General features: G+C 45.2%; 16 protein-coding genes and 1 tRNA gene. 4 read left to right on the top strand and 13 right to left on the bottom strand.

Translation table 11 applies throughout. The features are described from left to right. Positions 1-63: 63 nt before the first annotated feature. Genes ACUYLD_RS05935 through ACUYLD_RS05925 form a run of 3 tightly spaced genes read right to left on the bottom strand, consistent with a single transcriptional unit; the run spans position 64 to position 3,217 of the window. Positions 64-1,584: an extracellular solute-binding protein gene (locus tag ACUYLD_RS05935; RefSeq protein ID WP_028540499.1), complete on the bottom strand. Its 1,521-nt coding sequence runs from the start codon at positions 1,582-1,584 to the stop codon at positions 64-66. Positions 1,585-1,612: 28 nt separating this feature from the next. Beyond that, complete coding sequence (locus tag ACUYLD_RS05930; protein WP_013311055.1) at positions 1,613-2,236, bottom strand: YesL family protein; 624 nt, start codon at positions 2,234-2,236, stop codon at positions 1,613-1,615. A 21-nt stretch (positions 2,237-2,257) separates the two neighbouring features. After that, positions 2,258-3,217, bottom strand: coding sequence for an ABC transporter permease (locus ACUYLD_RS05925; protein ID WP_023989418.1), 960 nt, complete (start codon positions 3,215-3,217; stop codon positions 2,258-2,260). A 269-nt stretch (positions 3,218-3,486) separates the two neighbouring features. Between ACUYLD_RS05925 and ACUYLD_RS05920 the strand changes: the two genes are divergently transcribed. Beyond that, positions 3,487-4,386: a carbohydrate ABC transporter permease gene (locus ACUYLD_RS05920; RefSeq protein ID WP_013311057.1), complete on the top strand. Its 900-nt coding sequence runs from the start codon at positions 3,487-3,489 to the stop codon at positions 4,384-4,386. On the opposite strand, the gene ACUYLD_RS05915 is transcribed toward ACUYLD_RS05920, so the two are convergent. Further along, positions 4,383-6,638, bottom strand: a complete 2,256-nt coding sequence (locus ACUYLD_RS05915; RefSeq protein ID WP_446674604.1) for a helix-turn-helix domain-containing protein — start codon at positions 6,636-6,638, stop codon at positions 4,383-4,385. The genes ACUYLD_RS05920 and ACUYLD_RS05915 overlap by 4 nt on opposite strands. Before the next feature lie 168 nt (positions 6,639-6,806). Here ACUYLD_RS05915 and ACUYLD_RS05910 point away from each other — a divergent pair, with 168 nt between their 5' ends. The 3 genes from ACUYLD_RS05910 to ACUYLD_RS05900 all read left to right on the top strand — a co-directional run bounded on the left by ACUYLD_RS05910 (position 6,807) and on the right by ACUYLD_RS05900 (position 9,967). Next, positions 6,807-8,303: a GDSL-type esterase/lipase family protein gene (locus tag ACUYLD_RS05910; protein ID WP_446674603.1), complete on the top strand. Its 1,497-nt coding sequence runs from the start codon at positions 6,807-6,809 to the stop codon at positions 8,301-8,303. Between the two features lie 284 nt (positions 8,304-8,587). After that, positions 8,588-8,716: a hypothetical protein gene (locus tag ACUYLD_RS05905; protein WP_257785365.1), complete on the top strand. Its 129-nt coding sequence runs from the start codon at positions 8,588-8,590 to the stop codon at positions 8,714-8,716. 543 nt (positions 8,717-9,259) lie between these two features. After that, positions 9,260-9,967 (top strand): DUF4352 domain-containing protein, encoded by a 708-nt coding sequence (locus tag ACUYLD_RS05900; protein WP_446674602.1) that lies wholly within the window; start codon positions 9,260-9,262, stop codon positions 9,965-9,967. Between the two features lie 235 nt (positions 9,968-10,202). Here the strand turns inward: ACUYLD_RS05900 and ACUYLD_RS05895 are convergent. The 9 genes from ACUYLD_RS05895 to pyrR all read right to left on the bottom strand — a co-directional run bounded on the left by ACUYLD_RS05895 (position 10,203) and on the right by pyrR (position 19,485). Further along, positions 10,203-10,276: transfer RNA gene (locus ACUYLD_RS05895), tRNA-Ile, on the bottom strand. 124 nt (positions 10,277-10,400) lie between these two features. Continuing rightward, a complete protein-coding gene (locus ACUYLD_RS05890) occupies positions 10,401-10,565 on the bottom strand; it encodes a hypothetical protein (protein WP_014282411.1) in 165 nt (54 codons plus the stop codon). Positions 10,566-10,711: 146 nt separating this feature from the next. Beyond that, on the bottom strand, positions 10,712-11,353 hold the full coding sequence (pyrE, locus tag ACUYLD_RS05885) for an orotate phosphoribosyltransferase (protein ID WP_061828494.1): 642 nt from the start codon (positions 11,351-11,353) through the stop codon (positions 10,712-10,714). Next, positions 11,350-12,144, bottom strand: coding sequence for an orotidine-5'-phosphate decarboxylase (gene pyrF / locus ACUYLD_RS05880; RefSeq protein ID WP_081112405.1), 795 nt, complete (start codon positions 12,142-12,144; stop codon positions 11,350-11,352). Before pyrF ends, pyrE begins: the two co-directional genes overlap by 4 nt. A gap of 67 nt (positions 12,145-12,211) precedes the next feature. Beyond that, positions 12,212-15,427 (bottom strand): carbamoyl-phosphate synthase large subunit, encoded by a 3,216-nt coding sequence (gene carB / locus ACUYLD_RS05875; protein ID WP_446674601.1) that lies wholly within the window; start codon positions 15,425-15,427, stop codon positions 12,212-12,214. Between the two features lies 1 nt (position 15,428). Then, positions 15,429-16,565: a glutamine-hydrolyzing carbamoyl-phosphate synthase small subunit gene (gene carA / locus ACUYLD_RS05870; protein ID WP_235309402.1), complete on the bottom strand. Its 1,137-nt coding sequence runs from the start codon at positions 16,563-16,565 to the stop codon at positions 15,429-15,431. A gap of 61 nt (positions 16,566-16,626) precedes the next feature. Beyond that, positions 16,627-17,949 (bottom strand): dihydroorotase, encoded by a 1,323-nt coding sequence (locus tag ACUYLD_RS05865; RefSeq protein WP_446674600.1) that lies wholly within the window; start codon positions 17,947-17,949, stop codon positions 16,627-16,629. 58 nt (positions 17,950-18,007) lie between these two features. Beyond that, entirely contained in the window at positions 18,008-18,922 is a 915-nt protein-coding gene (locus ACUYLD_RS05860) for an aspartate carbamoyltransferase catalytic subunit (RefSeq protein ID WP_069289975.1), read from the bottom strand. Continuing rightward, positions 18,919-19,485: a bifunctional pyr operon transcriptional regulator/uracil phosphoribosyltransferase PyrR gene (gene pyrR, locus ACUYLD_RS05855; protein WP_043882258.1), complete on the bottom strand. Its 567-nt coding sequence runs from the start codon at positions 19,483-19,485 to the stop codon at positions 18,919-18,921. Before pyrR ends, ACUYLD_RS05860 begins: the two co-directional genes overlap by 4 nt. Positions 19,486-19,769: the final 284 nt, after the last annotated feature.

Below are 19,769 nucleotides of genomic sequence, written 5' to 3'. Positions count from 1 at the left end.
CCCCGGGTTTCAACATCCAAGAAATCATTCAAGGAGTCTGGGGGCAACAGCCATGCTCAGCTATTATTTTTTCGTTTTCTTATACGCTTCCTCGTACTCAGCAGTAATCCGTGATCCACCGGAGTTTTTCCAGTTTTCTACGGCTGCTTTAAACCCGGCTTCGTCAAGCTCACCCATAATAAATTTGAAGGAGGCGTCGGTAATGATTTTCTCCAGCTCTGTTCCTTGCTCATTAGCGGTGACTGAATCCAGTGGCACGGTTGGGTCCAGAACAGCAAATTCATTATTTTCTCGGACTAATTCATTAGCCAGTTCCTTTTCTGGATTGGCATCTTTTAAGTTATAGGTCACTTCACTTGGTCTGGAGCTTGAAAACGGCTGAACATCTGCTTGCCACAAATCTGTATTCGTAATTTTGAAGGCTCCATCTTTTTCGATTTTATAATGAGTGCCTTCAATACCGCCGGTCATATACATATATACATCTTTGTCAATTAAATCATCTACAAATTGCAGCAGTCTCTTCAACTCAGCTTCCGTTTTCACTTCGGATTTTGGAAATGCCAGCAAACCTCCTACCCCGCTTCCTTCAGACCATACGTGGTATTTGCCATCTCCATTCGAAATCTTGTTAACCGGTACCAGCTTCAGTCCCTTTTGTAGGCCTTGGGACAAGGTTCTGAGGTTAGAGATATCGATCATGCCCGTATAAATACCTGCTTTACCTTGTGCAAATTGTTGCTGCTGATCCGTTTTAGCGGTTACAGCAAAGTCTTTAGAGAGATATCCATTTTTGTATAATTTATTGGAATACTTTAAGGTCTCCAAATATTGAGGAGTATCAAATTCTGGCGTAAACTTTCCGCTTTCATCTACTTTCCAGCCATTAGGTGTGCCAAAGTAGGAACTTAAAGTTTTGAAGCTGCTGTAGCGTAGATCCGATCTGTCAACAAACCCAGTCGTATCATTTTTTCCATTTCCATCCGGATCATCTTCTGTAAACGCTCTCGCAACTTCATACAACTCATCCAGTGTCGTCGGCACCTTCAGTCCTAAGCGATCCAGCCAATCCTGACGAATGACCAGACCCGCCCGAGCCAGATTCTTCTGGAACGGAACGCCATACAGTACCCCTTCAATGGATGCGGCTTCCCGAACTTCAGGCGGGATCTTCTTCAAATTTTCATAATCATCCAAATACTTTCCTACATCCCAGAATAGCCCTGATTTCAAAGAGCTTCGTACTGAAGAATTTGTCATCATCGTCAGTGTCACCATATCGGCCAATTCGCCGGACGCAAGCGCGGTAGTGATTCTCTCTTCTTTGGAAGCGTCAGGCACCCAATTGAACGTGATTTTAGAATTGGTGTATTCTTCAATTTTGCTTTTGATCGTTTCTGTAGGCGGAGAAGCTGTATGCAATACGTTTAACCAGGTAAATTCCAGTTTGGACTTCGGATCATAGGTTTGGCCGCTTTGATCCTCAGCTCCCTTGTCACCGCAAGCAGCTAAAAAAACACTCATGACCATTAGTACAGCAAGAAGACCTGATACTCCCTTTTTCGTCGTGATTCCCTTTTTCATTGTGTTTGCTCCTCTTCTGTTTATATATTTATGCCATATCTTCCTCTTTCACCAGAACCTCTCGTTCTATTTTGCTGAACACCTGATGCGTCATCCACATCACGAGATAACCCATAATACTTGCTCCGGCAAAAGTTAGAATTCCTGGGTACAAGCCTAGAATCAATGCAAAAAGCACGACAATGGCTACAAAAAGAACAAGCGTATATTGTAAATACGAAAATCCAATCACTATCGACATTTTGACCTTCAGTCTGATACCTTTCCAATCATAGTGAGCCAGTAGCGGGAAAATGTAGGCCAAAGAGATGAGATACAAAAAGGCTCCAATAAGCGTCACCACACGAACATACCAGGACGAGACATTGACTATATCCACGTAGAGTACGTAACCCACAAGGCTGTAAAGCCCGCCAATGATTGCTGCTTCTTTAAAGCTTTCTCTAAAGTAACGTACAAACGTCGAGAAAATGGCGACTTCCTCATTGCCCCGAATCCACTGCCTTAAAATACTAAGCATAGCAACGGTCGCAGGTCCGACACCTATAAAACCCAAGCCCAGAATCGTCGCAACCGTCCAAAGCAAATTAAGGTAGACCAGACGCAGCAGGCGCATGCACCATTTGTTCATGTTTTCTACAAACCGTACCATTTTGCATCCTTCCCGTCGTCATTAGTAAACGCCGTCTTCACCAAATTTCTTGGCCAGTCGATTGGAGCCCATAATCAGGATTAAACCTACCACACCTTTAAAAAGTCCTACCGTCGTACTGAAACTTAATTGTCCATTCTTTAAACCCGCAGTATAAATGTAGGTGTCAAAGATTTCGGCAACCTCGCGATTTAATGAGTTCAATAACAGATACATATGCTCAAAGCCCAAATCCAACGTGCTACCGATTTTCAAAATTAACAATGTAATAATGACTGGGCGGATCGCAGGCAAGGTAACGTGCCATGTCTTTCTCAGGCGTCCAGCTCCGTCCATCTCTGCTGCCTCATACAATTGCGTATCTACCACTGTAATCGCAGATAAATAAATGATGGTAGACCAGCCGAGTTCCTTCCAAATCACTTGCCCGATGTAGACGGTTCGCAGCCATTGGGGAGAAGTTAAGAAGCTGATCTTCTCACCGCCTAGCGCGGCAATCATTTCATTCAGCACCCCACCGTCTACGGTTAGGAATACATAAGAAATCGAAACAATGATAACCCATGACATAAAGTGCGGGATGTAGATGATGGTTTGAATAATGTTCTTAAAAAACATCTTCCTAACCTCGTTCAGCATGAGTGCCAAAATGATGGGCAATGGAAAAAAGATTACAATGTTCAATGCGAACAAAACCAGCGTATTGCGAAGCAGCATAAAAAACGTAGGCTCGGTAAACAAACGAATAAAATGCTTCATTCCTACCCATGGACTGCCCGTGATTCCCTGAAAAGCTTGATAATCCTGAAATGCAATCACCAATCCTCCCATAGGAAAATACTTAAAAATAATGAAGTACACCAGTCCGGGTAAAACCATTAAATAGAGCAACTTGTGTTTCTGCATTCGTAAAAGGCTTTCCGTCGTTCTTTTGTTCTTTTTCATTTTCATGTTTGGTGCGGGGACACTGGAAACTTTCATTAGTTCGACCTCCTTCAAACGTTCCTGTATACGTTTTCAAGAGTATGCGATTTTCGGCATTCCGCATATAATCATCAAATGATAGCGTTTACAAAACTGGGTGTGCAGCCTACTTTTCAACATTATCACCTTAGCTAATGATTACTACACAACCTAATGAGCATCCGCTTATTTCCATGATTAGAGAACACCTCAAGATTTGATTATATACGGAATTCTTTCCTGTTGATAAGGTTGACATGTAAACGATTACGAGGAGGTCAACCACATTGACACAGCCATTACGAAAACAAAAATTACGAAAAAAAGAATCGCTGGGCAGCCGTATTTTCAACATTGTAAACAGTACACTATTGATTCTCATTGCCCTCACTTGTCTCTTACCTTTTTTGAATATCATCGCCAGCTCTTTTGCCTCAACCGAAGAAGTGATAGCCAAGAAGTTCATTTTATTCCCAGTTACTTTTTCCTTGGATGCCTACCGCTATATTCTGTCGACTCCCACCATTTTTAGAGGTCTCGGGGTTTCGGTCGGAGTAACGATCGTCGGTACAGTTGTAAGCATGATATTTACTGCTTTTATGGCTTATGGATTATCCCGAAGATATCTACTAGGCCGCAATACGATTAACTTCATTGTCGTGTTTTCTATGTTGTTTAGTGGGGGGATGATTCCGACATTCCTGGTTGTAAAAAGCATGGGGCTTATCAATTCGTATTGGTCCTTGATTCTTCCCGTGGCCATTAATGCGTTTAACCTGATTATCATGCGTAACTTTTTTCAAGCGCTGCCAGATGATCTGGAGGAATCAGCCAAGATGGACGGGTGCAACGATTTTGGTATCTTCTTTAAAATTATGTTGCCATTAGCCCTGCCTTCTATTGCAACCATCTCTCTGTTCTACGCTGTTGCCTACTGGAATACGTATATGCACGCCATTCTCTATATTAATGATTCTGCCAAATGGCCGATTCAAGTCTTGCTACGTCAAATTGTAATCGTTTCCAGTGGTATGCAGGCAGAAGGAACTGCTGTAGATGTCATCCCGCCTGCGCAGACGATTAAGATGGCGGTCATTGTCATTGCGACCGTTCCGATGTTAATCGTGTATCCATTTGTACAAAAGCACTTTGTCAAAGGAGCTTTGTTAGGAGCGGTTAAAGGTTAATTGGCTTGCTTCATCTTTCGGTAAGCTCCCGGTGTAACCTGTTCCTTTTTCCGAAAAGAGCGGATAAAGTTTTGTGAATTATGATATTGCAGTCGCTCGGCGATTTCTTTAATCGTCATATCTGTCTCAACGAGCCACTTTTTGCCCATTTGTAAACGGTAGCCCATCAGATATTCACTAAACGTCGTTCCGTATTCTTTTTTGAAAATACTGCTTAAATAATTCGGATTGTAATGAAGTCGGTCTCCAATGAGTTCTAATGATAATTCCTGGTCATATTCAGCACGGATAATAGCAGCAATTTTCTCCGAGAGACAACGGAATTGCTGGTTGGTCTTCTCTTTCATGCTTTTTACCATGGGGAAAATAACTTGCTCTATCAGCATACGTTCTATCTCTTCCGGGTTACGGATGTCCAGCAAACGATGATACAAGGCATGATTGTCTTGCGTCAGCAACACTTCAATCCCTAATAGTTGCTCCAATTGGATGAGGTTATTCACAAATCGTACCAACAGCACTTCAAAGTTCATGGAATGATTATTTTTTATCATCATTTCCTCTAATAAAGAGTGCACGGTATGATATACCTGCTCTTCGTCCCCTATTCGGATGGCATCAAACAGTTTTGATTCCAATTCCGTAGGATAATGAAGCAGCACCGGACCTGAAATGACCATGGAAATATCTTCATAAAAAATAATCGACTCTTTGCCTAAATTTAAACGGTGATGCAAAGCTTGCTTGCTCATCTCACAGGCTTCTTTACTTTCTAATAAGTTATCATACACCGTACTAATGCCGATGCTGATGGATACATTCAAATACTCTTTTACGTTTCGAACCAAAAGGGTCGCATCATCCAGGACTTGCTTTCTCGTTTCCTGTTCGCTCTTACCTGTCAAAATTAATATGGTGGCCTGAGTGTTATCGTTCAAAATGATGGGAAGCATTCGCTGCTGCTCTGGAATCGTTTCTTCTACGATTTTGTTAATAGCCAGCAGCAAAACGTCTTTATCCGAGGGATCTCGATCTCCCAGATTATCCAGTTGGACTAACAAGGTAATATACATTTGATTCTCGATCTGCGGATAACCCAAGCGTGGCATTTTTCGTGCCAATTCCTCTGCAGAAATACGTTTGCGGAACAGGTTGAGAATCAATTGGGTTTCCAACTGTGGCATTTCGGACTGAATGAGACTTTCCAAGCTTTCCTTCTCGGTTACAATGTTGTCGATGGAATTAATAATCCATTCAATTTCATTTTTAGAAGGTTCATTTTTGAAAGCGAAATTAGGATTTTTAGGCAAGCTTCGTTTTATTTGCTGAAATGGCTTGGTAAAGTAAATGGCAATGAAGTACGCTACTACCACCATTAAGAGCGTTAATACAAGTCCCATCATGATGATTCCAAATTTGGTCGTTTGAAAGGCATCCGCAATTTCTTTCTTATCCAATACCGTTAAGTAAGTCCAATTGTTATAGGCAGATTTGGCGTAAATGACTTGTCGTGCAGGCTGCTGATCCGTTTTCTCCAAAGTTAACATACCTGTGTTGTTCGGCTTCGCTTCTGAAATGTGCTGAAGCTGCTGGGTGGACAATAATTGTTCAGCAGGCTGGGTTTCATACATTAAATCGCCTTGTTTATTCAAAATAAAAACAGCCATATGATCCTCGGTTTGAATCGTATGATTTAACGTTTGCAGCGAAATATCCGACAAAGCAATGGCTTGCTTCTTCTTAGAGAATACAGGCAAGGTATTCACAAAACGAATTCCTTTATCTGTTTTAACCCAGAATAGCCCCTTCTCTTGGTGGTCGATATAGGTATTAATCAGCTTTTCTCGTTCCGTTTTCGTCAAATAGGACAGGCTACCATTGGAGATTCTCCAATTCTGATCCAGACTGATTAGTGAATATTCCGTTCCTTCTAATCCCATCGTAGCAATATAATTGAGCTGAGTATTCACATTCCGATACGCTATAAAATCTTTTTCTGTAATGGGATTTTTCACAACATCATTAAAGGAACTGGTCGTGCTATACGTATTAAAAGCATATTCAATCGTTTGAATTTTTTGCTCCAGACTATTTCTGATCTGTGCCATGTAGCTTTGCTTGGTATTGGAAACTCTCTCCACAACGGAGCTAATTGTTGTAAAATAGATGTAGCTGCCAAAACTGGCCACCAATCCTACTCCCAAAACCAGAATCGTAATAAAAATAGTGTAGAACATTCTTCCTTTTTTCATTGCGCTCCCCCTCTGGCTCTTTGCTTCACATCAAAATTATAGCGCTTTCATAACAAGGTTTAAATCATTTTTTTCACGTGTGCATTATTTTTTACATCCGTATCATTCCAATTTAAGTCGATTTTGTTTGGTTTGCGGCAGTTAAAAAGAAATTTGGAGGAGTTACTTATGTTACATGTTGTTAGTCCTAAAGAACCGATTATAAAAGAAGAATTTCCGTCAGACACTTCTTTTCTCTCCCTCTATCCCGTAGCAGTTCGTGAAGCTCGTCCTTTTATATTGGTATTACCTGGCGGTGGCTACGAGCATTTGGCCTCACATGAAGGAGATCCTATAGCCCTATGGTTGAATGATCTAGGTATTCATGCGGGTGTGCTGAAGTATCAAGTCGGCGATTTCGAGATTACTTCCTTGTTGGAGGATGTAGAACATGCTCTGCAATGGATTCGCCAAACACCGCATGACTGGCTAGTCATTCCTGATCAAGTGGGGCTCATCGGTTTTTCTGCAGGCGGTCACTTGGCCTCCATTGTCTCCACTATAGGGACAGTAAAGCCAGATCTTCTGTTGTTGGGATACCCTGTAATTTCATTTCATGAGCCTTATACACATATCGGAAGCCGTACGCATTTTTTAGGGGAACAGCCGACGCTGGAGCAGCTTCAAGCCTTTTCATCCGATCAGCAAGTAACTTCACAGACACCTCCAACTTTGATGTGGACTACAGCTAATGATGGCGCTGTACCAGTAGAAAATAGTCTGTTGTTCGCTTTTTCATTATCCAGAGAACATATTCCGTTTGAACTGCATGTATTTGAGGAAGGAAGACACGGCTTGGGATTGTCAGAGGGCAACCATGAATGCCATCAATGGCTTGATCTGGCGGAAACTTGGCTTCAAAAACATGGATATGCTCAGGCAAGGCAACAGATGACAACTCGACTGTTTATCGCTGGGGACTCCACTGCAGCTCAAAAAGGGGCTACCGAAAAACCGATGACAGGCTGGGGCGAACACTTGCAAAGCTACTTGGCACCGTCTGTTCATGTCGACAATCGTGCTGTCAATGGACGAAGCACCAAATCTTTTATAGCAGAAGGCCGGTTAGCTGATATTGAAAAAGATATTCAAGCTGGAGATTATCTGTTTATTCAATTTGGACACAACGATGAGAAACAAGAAGACCCCACTCGCTATACCGATCCTGATGGAGAGTATCGTCAAAACTTAATTCAATACATTCAGTCCGCTCGGGAGCGTGATGGAATTCCAGTGCTATTGACCTCTGTAAGCCGCCGCCGATTCACCGCAGACGGTGAACCTGATCCGTTGGCTGTAGGAGCCTATCCTGCTGCCATGAGAAAAGTAGCCGCGGAAACCAAGACACCCCTGCTCGATATTTTTGAAGCTTCTCAGCAGCTTTATCGTTCAATGGGTGAAAAAGAGTCACAGCAGCTATTTATGCATTTGCCTGAAAAAGCGCATCCTAATTACCCCGCTGGTGTAACGGATAATACCCATTTTTCTGACGAAGGAGCCAAACAGGTCGCCCAGCTTGTAGCGGAAGCCATTCGACAGTGTGCGGAACTGTCTGCATTAAAACAGCGTATCGTAGAAAAGAATCTAGACAGCGATGAGAAGCTTGCACACCAACTTGTAAACTGATATCAAGAACTAAATAGATACAAACACAAAACGGACTTGGAGCTAATCACTCTGACGTCCGTTTTTTATTCCGTGTGGATCAAAGACTATACAGCTAGGAGAATAGTTCAAAAGTACAGTAAAGACTTATTGGGAGTATTATCGTCCCTAGCGCGTCCGCATCTGTAGGCCCTTCTCCGGTAATTACGCCTGTCGTAGAAGTTAACGGAGTATACTACAGAACGGCTACGTTGCCACGTAATTATTCCTATGCGTTGTCAAATTACCCAGGGGATACTTATAAAGTGGCGAGCGGAAATGTCACCGTCTCCGCTTCCGGGGTGGTAACCACCACTACTGCAACGAATGCAAGAGTTGAGATTTACGGCGGTAACGGTAAATTGAGAATGGTATACACTGTTAAGGTATCTTAAGATAAAAACGGTAAAAATAGCACTGTCCGTTTATTGGGCAGTGCTATTTTTATGGACGGGCTGATGTCAACCCCTATTCTCATAGCTATTCAATGTCCTGTTCTTTGAACTCTAAAGATCATGTTTAAACCGAATCCAATTAAAACGAGGCCCATAGCTTTATCAATAACATTTTGTACTCTCGGAGACATTAACCATTTCCTTACATAACTCAACAATAATACGATTGTGGCAAACCAAACAATGGAAACAGCTGCACAAAGTAAAAAATGAAGGCTTGATTGTAGCCAGGCATAATAAATTTCGGTAAAAACGTGAGAAAAAATAGTGAAATTAGTTATTTGTAAATATTTATAGAAAAATAGATCTAGTTCTGATAGACTATTGCTACTATATTATTATGCTGGAGGATATTGGGTTCATGAAAAATAAAGCTTTTTTCTCTCTTTTGTGTGCTTTTATATTTTTATAATGGGATTAACAGCATGTGGAGTATCATCAAGTAAAGATCATTCATTATTATCTAAAGAAGAATTTGAACAAATGTACGTCAATGCTGATCAGTTTGAAGACCGCTCTATTGATTTTTATGGACAAATCACTAATGGTCCTAAGGAGGATAGAGATGGGATTTATGTTCAAGTAAATGCTGATCCGAAAAATAATGAAAAAAACACTTTTGTCTACGGCAATAGTTTTTCCAGCTTCTCTAATGCAAAAGAGAATGATTTTATCCACGTAACCGGTACTGTCATTGATAAATATCGCTATAGAACGACCTACGGCACCTACACCTCAGCTCCTGCCATCTCGGCAAATAAAATAGAAAAATCTATGTTTATTGATCCTACATTGAGCACTATAGAAGTAAATAAGTCAATAAAACAAAAGGGCTATATCATGACTCTTCAAAAAGTCGAGTTTGCTGAAGAGGAAACACGGATTTATATGGCAATCGAAAACAAATCTAAAAACACGATAAATTATTATGACTTTTATACTAAATTGGTTCAAGGAAACAAACAATACGAACCAACGACTGATAGTGTAAGTTATACTTATCCTGCGTTACAGTCTGAAATACTACCTGGTATGAAGACAGAAGGAATTCTGACATTCTCAAAAGTTGACCCTTCTACGGACTTAACCTTAATTGCAAAGGGGTCTGCGGAGGATTTTTCCATTGAATATAATCCGTTCAAGTTTAAAATCTCAAAAAATAGCCTTTTGGGAGCTTCTCCTAGCCTATAGATTGCATCCCCTAGAATAGATATTGATCCCCACTGGGTAGTTTAATATATTCTAAGGGGGCATTCTTCATGGCAATGAAAGATTAAAAAAATTAAATCACATTTAGAAAAAGTGAAGAAAGAGAAGGTTCGCAGCAAATTATAATCGCTCCCTAATAAAGGGGCTATTCCCCTCCATTTTCTCACCCTCTATAAACAACAAAAAAACCCTTGCTACGCAAGGGTTTTTGAGGAAATGGGCCCTGAGGGACTCGAACCCCCGACCAATCGGTTATGAGCCGACCGCTCTAACCAACTGAGCTAAGGGCCCTCAAAAAAATTTGTATATTCACGTTACATATTCATAACAGCAACGTTAATTAATATACAACATTTTCTTGTGTTTCGTCAATAGTCTTTCGAAAATTTTCTTTTATAAAATTATTTTTATGGACTTACGGAATAAATCGGACACCATAACGACCTTTGCGCGAGCGGTACACCTCCACTGCGCGGGGATCATTGTAGCCATACATCCAGCCGTCGTGCTCCAACCTTTTTGCCAGACATCCTGCCTGAAATTTAGTCGTGTACAGTCTGCCATAGTAAATCCAATACATCCGAGCTCCCTCTTTTCACATGATGGTAGGAGTAGTGTAACCGGATCGAATTCGATTTACACGGCCCGAGCCATAACAATCTACAATAGTTAGCAACGAGTACGAATCGTTCTAATCATTAGCTCTGTTGTTCCCTATAGCTCATCTTATTTGCCAAAGGAAGCCGGGTCCTGACGCCAAGAACGCAGCAGTTCCATCTCTTCTTCCTGAATGGTTCCTTCACGCAAGGCAACATTCATCAGAGCTGTATAATTGGACAAGCTTTGCAGCTCCACACCTGCTTCTTCAAAAGCTTGAGTCGCTTTGTCTAGCTGGTAGCTGAAAATGGCTAGTACCGCTAACGGCTGAGCGCCTGCTTGTGCTACAGCCTGTGCTGCTTTAATGGAGCTGCCTCCTGTAGAAATGAGATCCTCGATGACCATAACCTTTTGTCCTGGGCTGATGCGGCCTTCAATTTGGTTCTCTTTCCCATGTCCTTTAGCTTTGTCCCTTACATAGGCCATTGGCAGATTTAGCTTTTGCGCCACCCAGGCCGCATGAGGAATCCCTGCTGTAGCTGTCCCTGCAATGACTTCGGTTTCGGGATATTGCTCACGAATGAGGGCAGCAAATGAGTCTGCGATCAGCTCGCGTACCTCCGGGTAGGACATGGTCAGGCGATTGTCGCAGTAAATTGGCGATTTAATGCCCGATGTCCATGTAAAAGGCTGCTGCGGGCGCAATGCCACCGCCTGAATACGTAACAGATGGGATGCAATTTGCTCGGGTATACTATTCAATGTAGTCATACTTGTATCATCTCCTCAATAATGTGTTCCGCTGCGGCGCGTGGGTCTGCTGCTGCGGTGATAGGACGTCCAACGACAATGTAGCTGCTGCCTTGGTCAATGGCTTGTCCAGGAGTAAGCACACGTGATTGATCGCCTGTAGCACTACCTGCCGGGCGTATGCCAGGGGTTATCGTCTTAAATTCTGCTCCACACACAGCACGAATGGCAGGCACTTCCAAAGGGGATGCTACCACACCATCCAGTCCCGCCTCACGGGTCAGTTGTGCGTAACGAACCACTGCATCCTGTACCGTACCAGGAATACCTAACTCCTTATTCATGGTCATCTGATCCGTGCTGGTCAGCTGTGTGACTGCAATAATGAGCGGCATGGAAAGCGAGCTGTCTGCCGAAATAGCTGCTTCTGCACCAGCTTTAGCGGCTGACATCATATTAACGCCCCCAGCAGCATGTACGTTGAACATATCCACACCTAGGCGTGTAATGCTCTCTGCCCCTCCCCGCACCGTGTTAGGGATATCATGCATTTTCAAATCCAGAAATACGGAGTATCCTCTGGACTTTAGCTGTTCTACAAAAGCTGGCCCTGCACTATAAAACAGTTGCATACCTACTTTTATATAACAAGGAATCCCCTCTAGCTGCCGAATTAACTGCTCAGCCTGTTGTGCATTGGGATAATCTAACGCAACCATCAGCCGTCCTGCCATCTGCTGAAATGCTCCATTCACCGTTCTACATCCCCTTTTCACGTCAATTCGGGTACATTTGCCCGTGATAAAGGACATCCGTCAGCCGAAGCTGATGAATGTCCTTCCCTGTGCTACTTATTTCCTCACATCTATTCGTAACGCATTATTTGCTCAGGACTGGCATGGATTCGGATGTGAAATTGATTGTTTCCAGCATTCTTAGCAAAGCGCGTACTGTATCCAATGAGGTCATGCAGACGATGCCATTCTCAACTGCTTCACGGCGGATACGGAATCCATCACGCTCTGGCGTTTTGCCTTTGGTCAGCGTATTGAAGACAAAGTTGGCTTCACCCGTACGGATCATATCCAGGATGTTCGGGTTCCCTTCGCTCAGCTTATTGATCGTGTTCACTGGAATGTTGGCTTGCTCCATAGCAGCCGCTGTTCCACCTGTTGCAATAATTTTATAGCCCAGTCTGTAAAAGCCCTGCATCAACTCGACAGCTTCTTCCTTGTCCTTATCCGCCACTGTAATGATGATCGCCCCAGTGGATGGAATTTTCATACCAGCCCCCACAAGTCCTTTGTACAGGGCTTTGGCATACTGAATGTCGCGTCCCATAACTTCACCTGTGGATTTCATTTCCGGGCCCAGCGTCGGCTCTACACGGCGTAGTTTGGCAAAGGAGAATACCGGAACCTTAACCGAGACATAATTACTTTCAGGCCATAGACCTTCTGAATAACCTGCATCTTTAAGCTTACCGCCCAAAATAGCCTGTGTAGCCAGATTCGCCATTGGGATATTTGTTACTTTACTCAAGAAAGGAACTGTCCGCGAGGAGCGAGGATTAACCTCGATCACGTACACCTCGTCTTGATGAATAACAAACTGGATATTTACCAGACCGATCGTTTTCAATTCCTTAGCGATGCTGATTGTAATTTCCACAATTTTTTGTTTCAACTCGGCAGACAAGTGCTGTGGTGGATACACCGCGATAGAGTCACCTGAGTGAACCCCGGCCCGTTCTACATGCTCCATAATGCCTGGTACCAATACTGTCTCGCCGTCGCAGATGGCGTCGACCTCAACTTCTTTACCCAGCATATAACGGTCGATGAGCACCGGATGCTCTGGATTGATTTTAACCGCTTCTTCCATGTACCGCAGCAATTCCGTATCTGAGTACACGATTTCCATAGCGCGCCCACCCAAGACGTAGGATGGCCGTACCAGGACCGGATAGCCTAGCGCCTGTGCGGTTCCTACTGCTTCATCTACCGATGTGACCGTGTTGCCTTTAGGCTGTGCGATAGCCAGACGAGACAAAAGTTGCTCGAACTTTTTCCGGTCTTCCGCTTCATCGATACTTTCCAGACTCGTACCCAAAATATTCACGCCTGCCGCACTCAGCGGAGCTGCGAGATTAATGGCCGTTTGACCACCGAACTGGACGATAACCCCAATCGGTTTTTCCTGCTCGATGACATTCATGACATCTTCGAAGAAGAGCGGTTCAAAGTAGAGGCGGTCGGATGTGTTAAAGTCCGTAGATACCGTCTCCGGGTTGTTATTGATAATCACTGCTTCGTAGCCCGCTTTTTGAATAGCCCATACCGCATGTACGGTGGAGTAATCAAATTCAATCCCTTGCCCGATCCGAATCGGTCCAGAGCCGAGTACGATAACTTTCTCTTTGCTAGATGGAATTACTTCATTTTCCACCTCGTAAGAGGAGTAGTAGTACGGAGTTGTGGCTTCAAACTCGGCTGCACACGTATCTACCATTTTGTAGACCGGACGCAGGTTTTGAGCTAGACGGAATTCACGTACCTCACGCTCGGTTATCATACTGTTGTTTTGGCCCATACTGCGAATCTCGGCGATCGAACGGTCAGTAAAACCTTTACGTTTGGCCTGATAGAGTGTTTCGGAGGTCAGCTCAGACTCTCCAGCGATGATGGCTTCGAACTTGACGATTCCCTCTACCTTATCGAGGAACCACCAGTCAATTTTCGTCAAATCTTGAATCTCCTGCTGCTGCCAGCCGCGACGGAACGCCTCGGCTACCAAGAACAACCGCTCATCATCTGCTTTAATCAGGCGATCCTGGAGTACGTCATCAGACAGCTGTTCGGCTCCCTTAAGATGCAGACGGTGTACACCGATTTCCAACGACCGTACCGCTTTATGGATGGATTCCTCGAATGTGCGTCCGATGGCCATGACTTCACCCGTTGCTTTCATTTGCGTGCCCAGCTTGCGGTTGGCAGAAATGAATTTGTCAAATGGCCAGCGTGGTATTTTGCTCACGATGTAATCCAGTGTTGGCTCAAAGCAAGCATACGTTTGTCCCGTTACCGGATTCACAATTTCATCCAACGTGTAGCCCAGTGCGATTTTGGCAGCCATTTTAGCAATCGGATATCCGGTTGCCTTGGAAGCCAGCGCCGAGGAGCGGCTTACGCGTGGGTTTACTTCAATTACATAGTATTGATAGCTGTGCGGATCAAGCGCAAACTGTACATTACAGCCACCTTCGATATTGAGGGCGCGGATAATTTTCAGAGAAGCGGAGCGCAGCATCTGGTATTCGCGATCTGACAGCGTCTGACTCGGAGCTACTACGATACTGTCGCCAGTATGCACGCCGACTGGATCAAAGTTCTCCATATTACAGACAACGATGCAGTTATCATTGCCGTCACGCATGACCTCATATTCGACTTCCTTCATACCTGCGATACTTTTTTCCACCAAACATTGTCCGATTGGACTGTATCTCAAGCCAGAGCTGACGGTTTCACGCAGTTCTTCTTCTGTGGAACAGATACCACCGCCTGTTCCCCCTAGCGTATAAGCCGGGCGAACGATAATTGGATAACCGATTTCGTTAGCAAATTCCAACGATTCTTCCAAGGTTGTTACAATTACACTCTCCGGTACAGGTTGTTCCAACTCGCGCATCAAATCACGGAACAGATCACGATCTTCGGCTTTTTCTATCGAATTCAGTTGAGTTCCCAGCAGCTTGACGTTTTCACGCTCCAGCACTCCGGCGCGAGCCAGTTCCACTGCCATATTCAGACCTGTCTGTCCTCCCAGCGTAGGAAGCAGCCCATCTGGACGCTCTTGACGGATAATCTGTGTTACAAAATCAAGTGTAATCGGCTCGATGTATACTTTGTCTGCCATGTTGGTGTCTGTCATGATGGTTGCCGGATTACTGTTGATCAGTACTACCTCGACGCCTTCTTCTTTGAGCGCTTGACAAGCTTGTGTACCAGCGTAATCAAATTCTGCTGCCTGACCAATGACGATAGGACCGGAACCGATCACAAGTATTTTTTTAAGTTCTGTATTTTTCGGCATATTAGCGCTCTCCTCTCACTGCGGCGGCGATAGCAGCCTGACGCGGTTGCTTTGGATAATTTCTTTTGTGCTCACGGATCATGTCCAGAAAGCGGTCAAACAGGTATCCATTATCGTAAGGTCCTGGTGCAGCCTCTGGATGATATTGCACCGAAAACGCGGGATATTTGGTATGTTTAAGACCTTCAATCGTTTTATCGTTGTTATTAATATGTGTCACTTCAAGCTCAGTACCTTGGATCGAATCCTCATTCACCGTGTAGCCATGATTTTGCGATGTGATAAAGCAGCGTCCGCTCTCCAGTTCTTTCACCGGATGGTTACCACCGCGATGTCCGAATTTCAGCTTTTCCGTATCCGCTCCCGAAGCTAAAGCGAACAACTGGTGTCCCAAGCAAATTCCGAAAATCGGATATTCCCCTAACAGTTCAGCTACCGTACGAACGGCATGGGGTACGTCTTTTGGATCTCCAGGGCCGTTAGACAGCTGGATACCGTCCGGGTCCAAGCGGCGAATTTCCTCAGCCGTCGTATCATGTGGAACGACAACTACATCGCAGTCCCGTTTATTCAGTTCGCGCAAAATGCCGCTTTTTGCACCGTAGTCAATCAATACGATCCGCTCTCCGTTGCCAGGACTACTGTACGGATGAGGTGTGGAAGTCATAGGAACCTGATTGCGCAGTTCTTCAATGGTCAAGTCAGACATCATTTCTTTCAGTTCTTCCAGCGGCTGGGAACCAGTCGTCAAAATGCCCTTCATCGTGCCGTGATGGCGAATAATCCGGGTAAGCATGCGGGTGTCGATGTCGCTAATGCCAATGATGCCATATTCCTTCAGCAAATCGCCCACGCTGTATTGAGCACGCCAGTTACTTGGCGCTGGCTCGTAATGTCTAACAGCAAAGCCATGGACATAAGGCCGTACCGATTCAAAGTCATCACGAGTAATTCCATAGTTGCCAATCAGCGGGTAAGTCATCGTTACGATTTGTCCGCAGTAAGAGGGATCAGTAAGCACCTCTTGATAGCCTGTAATCCCTGTGTTGAAAACGACCTCGCCTGTTTTATCACCTTCCGCACCAAATGATGTGCCTGTAAACAGCGTGCCGTCCTGAAGTAACAATCTTGCCTGCATCCCGTCTCACTCCTCTATATTGTTTCCTGCTATAAGGTTCTATTTTTTTAGTGGTTTCTATTTATTTTGCTTCGTCAGCAGACCATACCAGTTTGCCGTCTACCCAAGTTTTCACAGGCCAGCCTTTGAGCTTCCAGCCTGTAAAAGGAGTGTTGCGTCCTTTGCTGGCAAACGTTTGCGGATCAACTGCCTGCTCCTGCTCCAGATCAATCATGGTCAGGTCAGCTGGAGCTCCTTCTTCCAGGCGTCCCGTATCCAGGCGGAAGACACGCGCTGGATCAGCAGTCATACGACGCACCAGAAAGTCCAGCGTCCACTGTCCGGTAGCTACGAATTTCGTGTACAACAGCGGGAAGGCCGTCTCAAATCCAACGATCCCGAATGGCGCCAGCTCCATACCTCTTGCCTTCTCTTCCTCACTGTGCGCTGCATGGTCGGTTACGACGATGTCAATCGTACCGTCTTCCAGTCCCTCGATGCATGCCTGCACATCACGTGGGGAGCGGAGCGGAGGATTCATTTTCCAATTCGCATCCAGCCCAGGGATGTCCTCATCTGACAATACCAAGTGGTGTGGGCATACCTCAGCCGTTACCTTGATACCAAAAGATTTCGCGTGGCGGATTAACCGCACTGACTGCTCTGTGCTGACATGGCATACATGATAGTGCGCCCCGGTTGCCTCGGATAACAAAATGTCTCGTCCGACGTGAATGGCTTCGGATTCGTTCGGAATGCCTTTAAGTCCGTGGCGCTTGGCAAATTCGCCGTCCGTCACAGCCGCTCCTTCAACAAGCGTGTTATCTTCACAGTGTGCAATAACCGGCATATCCAGTGCTTTGGCCCACGCCATGGCGTCCTTCATCATTTGCGCGCTTTGCACCCCGACACCATCGTCAGTAAAGCCGATTGCACCTGCTGCTTTGAGCGCTTCAAAATCTGTCAGCTCACGACCCAGTTCGTTTTTCGTAATGGCTGCGTAAGGAAGAACCTTGGCAAGCCCGGCTTCCTGTCCCTTTTTCAATACCAGCTGGACTGTGTCGACATTGTCAGTCACTGGGCGTGTGTTTGGCATGCAGGCAATCGTGGTAAATCCACCTTTCACCGCCGCGCGGCTACCCGTTTCAATCGTTTCTTTATATTCAAAGCCAGGTTCTCTCAGATGCACATGCATGTCGATTAAACCGGGGATGACCAGTTTTCCCTGGGCGTCGATCTTTTCGATTTCGCGCTCCTGCCCAGATGCCCCTTCTTCCATAAGTAGGCTGACTCCAGCATCCGCATTTTCAATAGCCAAAATCTTTCCGTCGGCGATTAGGATGGATTTCAATTCAGCCTCGCCCTGCTCGTTCAATACGCTTGCATTCATAATTAATTGTTTCATCTGAAATATTCCTCCGCTCAGTTTTCTGCAACTTTTCCTACGATCCTACTGACAGCTTCTACAGCTTCATTGCCCGTTCCATAACCGCCATGCGGATCGGAACCCCGTTTGCCATTTGTGGAAAAATTCGTGATTGTTCGCTTTCCACAACCGCACTATCAATTTCCACGTTCCGATTCACTGGAGCTGGATGCATGATAATTGTTCCGGGCTTCAGGTTCGCTGCTCTTTTCTCTGTCAAACCGTACTGCTCTCGGTACTCATCCGCTGAGCGCAACATCCCTTCGGCATGCCGTTCCAGCTGTACCCGAAGCATCATGACCACGTCCGCCTGTAGTGCCTCTTGCATCGGAACATAAGGCGCGTACGCCGCAAGATCAGGTGCTTGCATATTATCAGGAGCGCAGAAGCTAACCTTGGCTCCGAATTTTTGCAAGGCCCACAGATTCGAGCGAGCGACACGGCTGTGCAGAATGTCTCCTATGATGGATACTCTCAAGCCTTTAAGCTCACCGAAAGTTTTGCGCATGGTGTACAGGTCCAGCAGAGCCTGTGTCGGATGCTCATTGTTGCCGTCCCCTGCATTAACCAGTGGAACACTGACCTTCTCAGCAAGCTCTTGCAGCACCCCGGCTGGCTTTAACCGGATGACTCCTGCATCAATGCCCATGGATTCGAGCGTACGTACTGTATCGTAAATGGACTCCCCTTTTTCCACACTGGAAGCCGCAGCGGAAAAGTTCAAAACCTGAGCGCCCAGCCGCTTCTCTGCCATCTCAAAAGAAAAGCGGGTGCGAGTGCTGTTTTCAAAAAACATGTTGGCCGCAAAGCGTGATTGCAGTACTGGAACCAGTTTTTCTGGTTGATATTCCCAATAATGAGCACGATCCAGAATGGACTCGATTTCATTTCGGCTAAGTTCCTTTAACCCGAGCAGGCTACGTTCTTTAAGTTGACTGGCTGTTGTGATCATAGCTGTTCCCCCCGGTTCTGAATGATTGTCACTTCGTCCTTACCGTCCGTCTCTTGAAGGGCTACTACGATTTCCTCAGATTTGGAGGTCGGGATGTTCTTGCCGATGTAATCCGGACGAATCGGAAGCTCACGGTGTCCGCGATCTGCTAGCACTGCCAGCTGAATCATTTGCGGTCGTCCGCAGTGCATCAATGCATCCATCGCCGCGCGGATGGTGCGGCCTGTGTACAGCACATCGTCAAAGAGAATGACTTTCTTATCATGAACCGATACGTCAGCAGGATTCATCAAAAGCTCTTTTCCATTTCCTTTAGCTTCGGCTACACTGCTTCGGTCATCCCGGTAGGCTGTGACATCCAGCTCTCCCCATGGAATTGGTGCGCCTTCAATCTCAGCAATTTTTTCAGCCAGTCGTTGCGCCAGATGAACTCCGCGTGTTCGAATACCTACTAGCACACAATCGTCAATACCTTTGTTTTTCTCCAAAATTTCATGTGCAATCCGTGTCAATGCCCGACGAATCGCAATTTCATCCATTAGTACATGTGTTTCATTACTCATGCTTCCAGCCTCCTCAGGTGATGTTCCCTTCAGACCTGGTCCCGTGTTCGGATACAAAAAAGACTCCTTGCCCAAGTTTGGCAAGGAGTCTCGTATGAACAGTCTTCCACTGTTCTCCGATCTCTCGGACACACTGAAGACATACCGCCGCAGCGGATGCACTGATCAGTGATCCATTCACGTTACCTTGCCAGCCTCACGGGACTGATTTAAAGGTGCTATTCAGGATTTCCTTTGTCCTGCTTCTCATAGTGTGAGATGGTTAGCCATCTCTTGGACAAAGT

Source organism: Paenibacillus sp. SER-28 (assembly GCF_052906305.1).
Note: the sequence above shows the minus strand (reverse complement) of the source record. Positions and strands in the feature narration are given on the sequence as shown.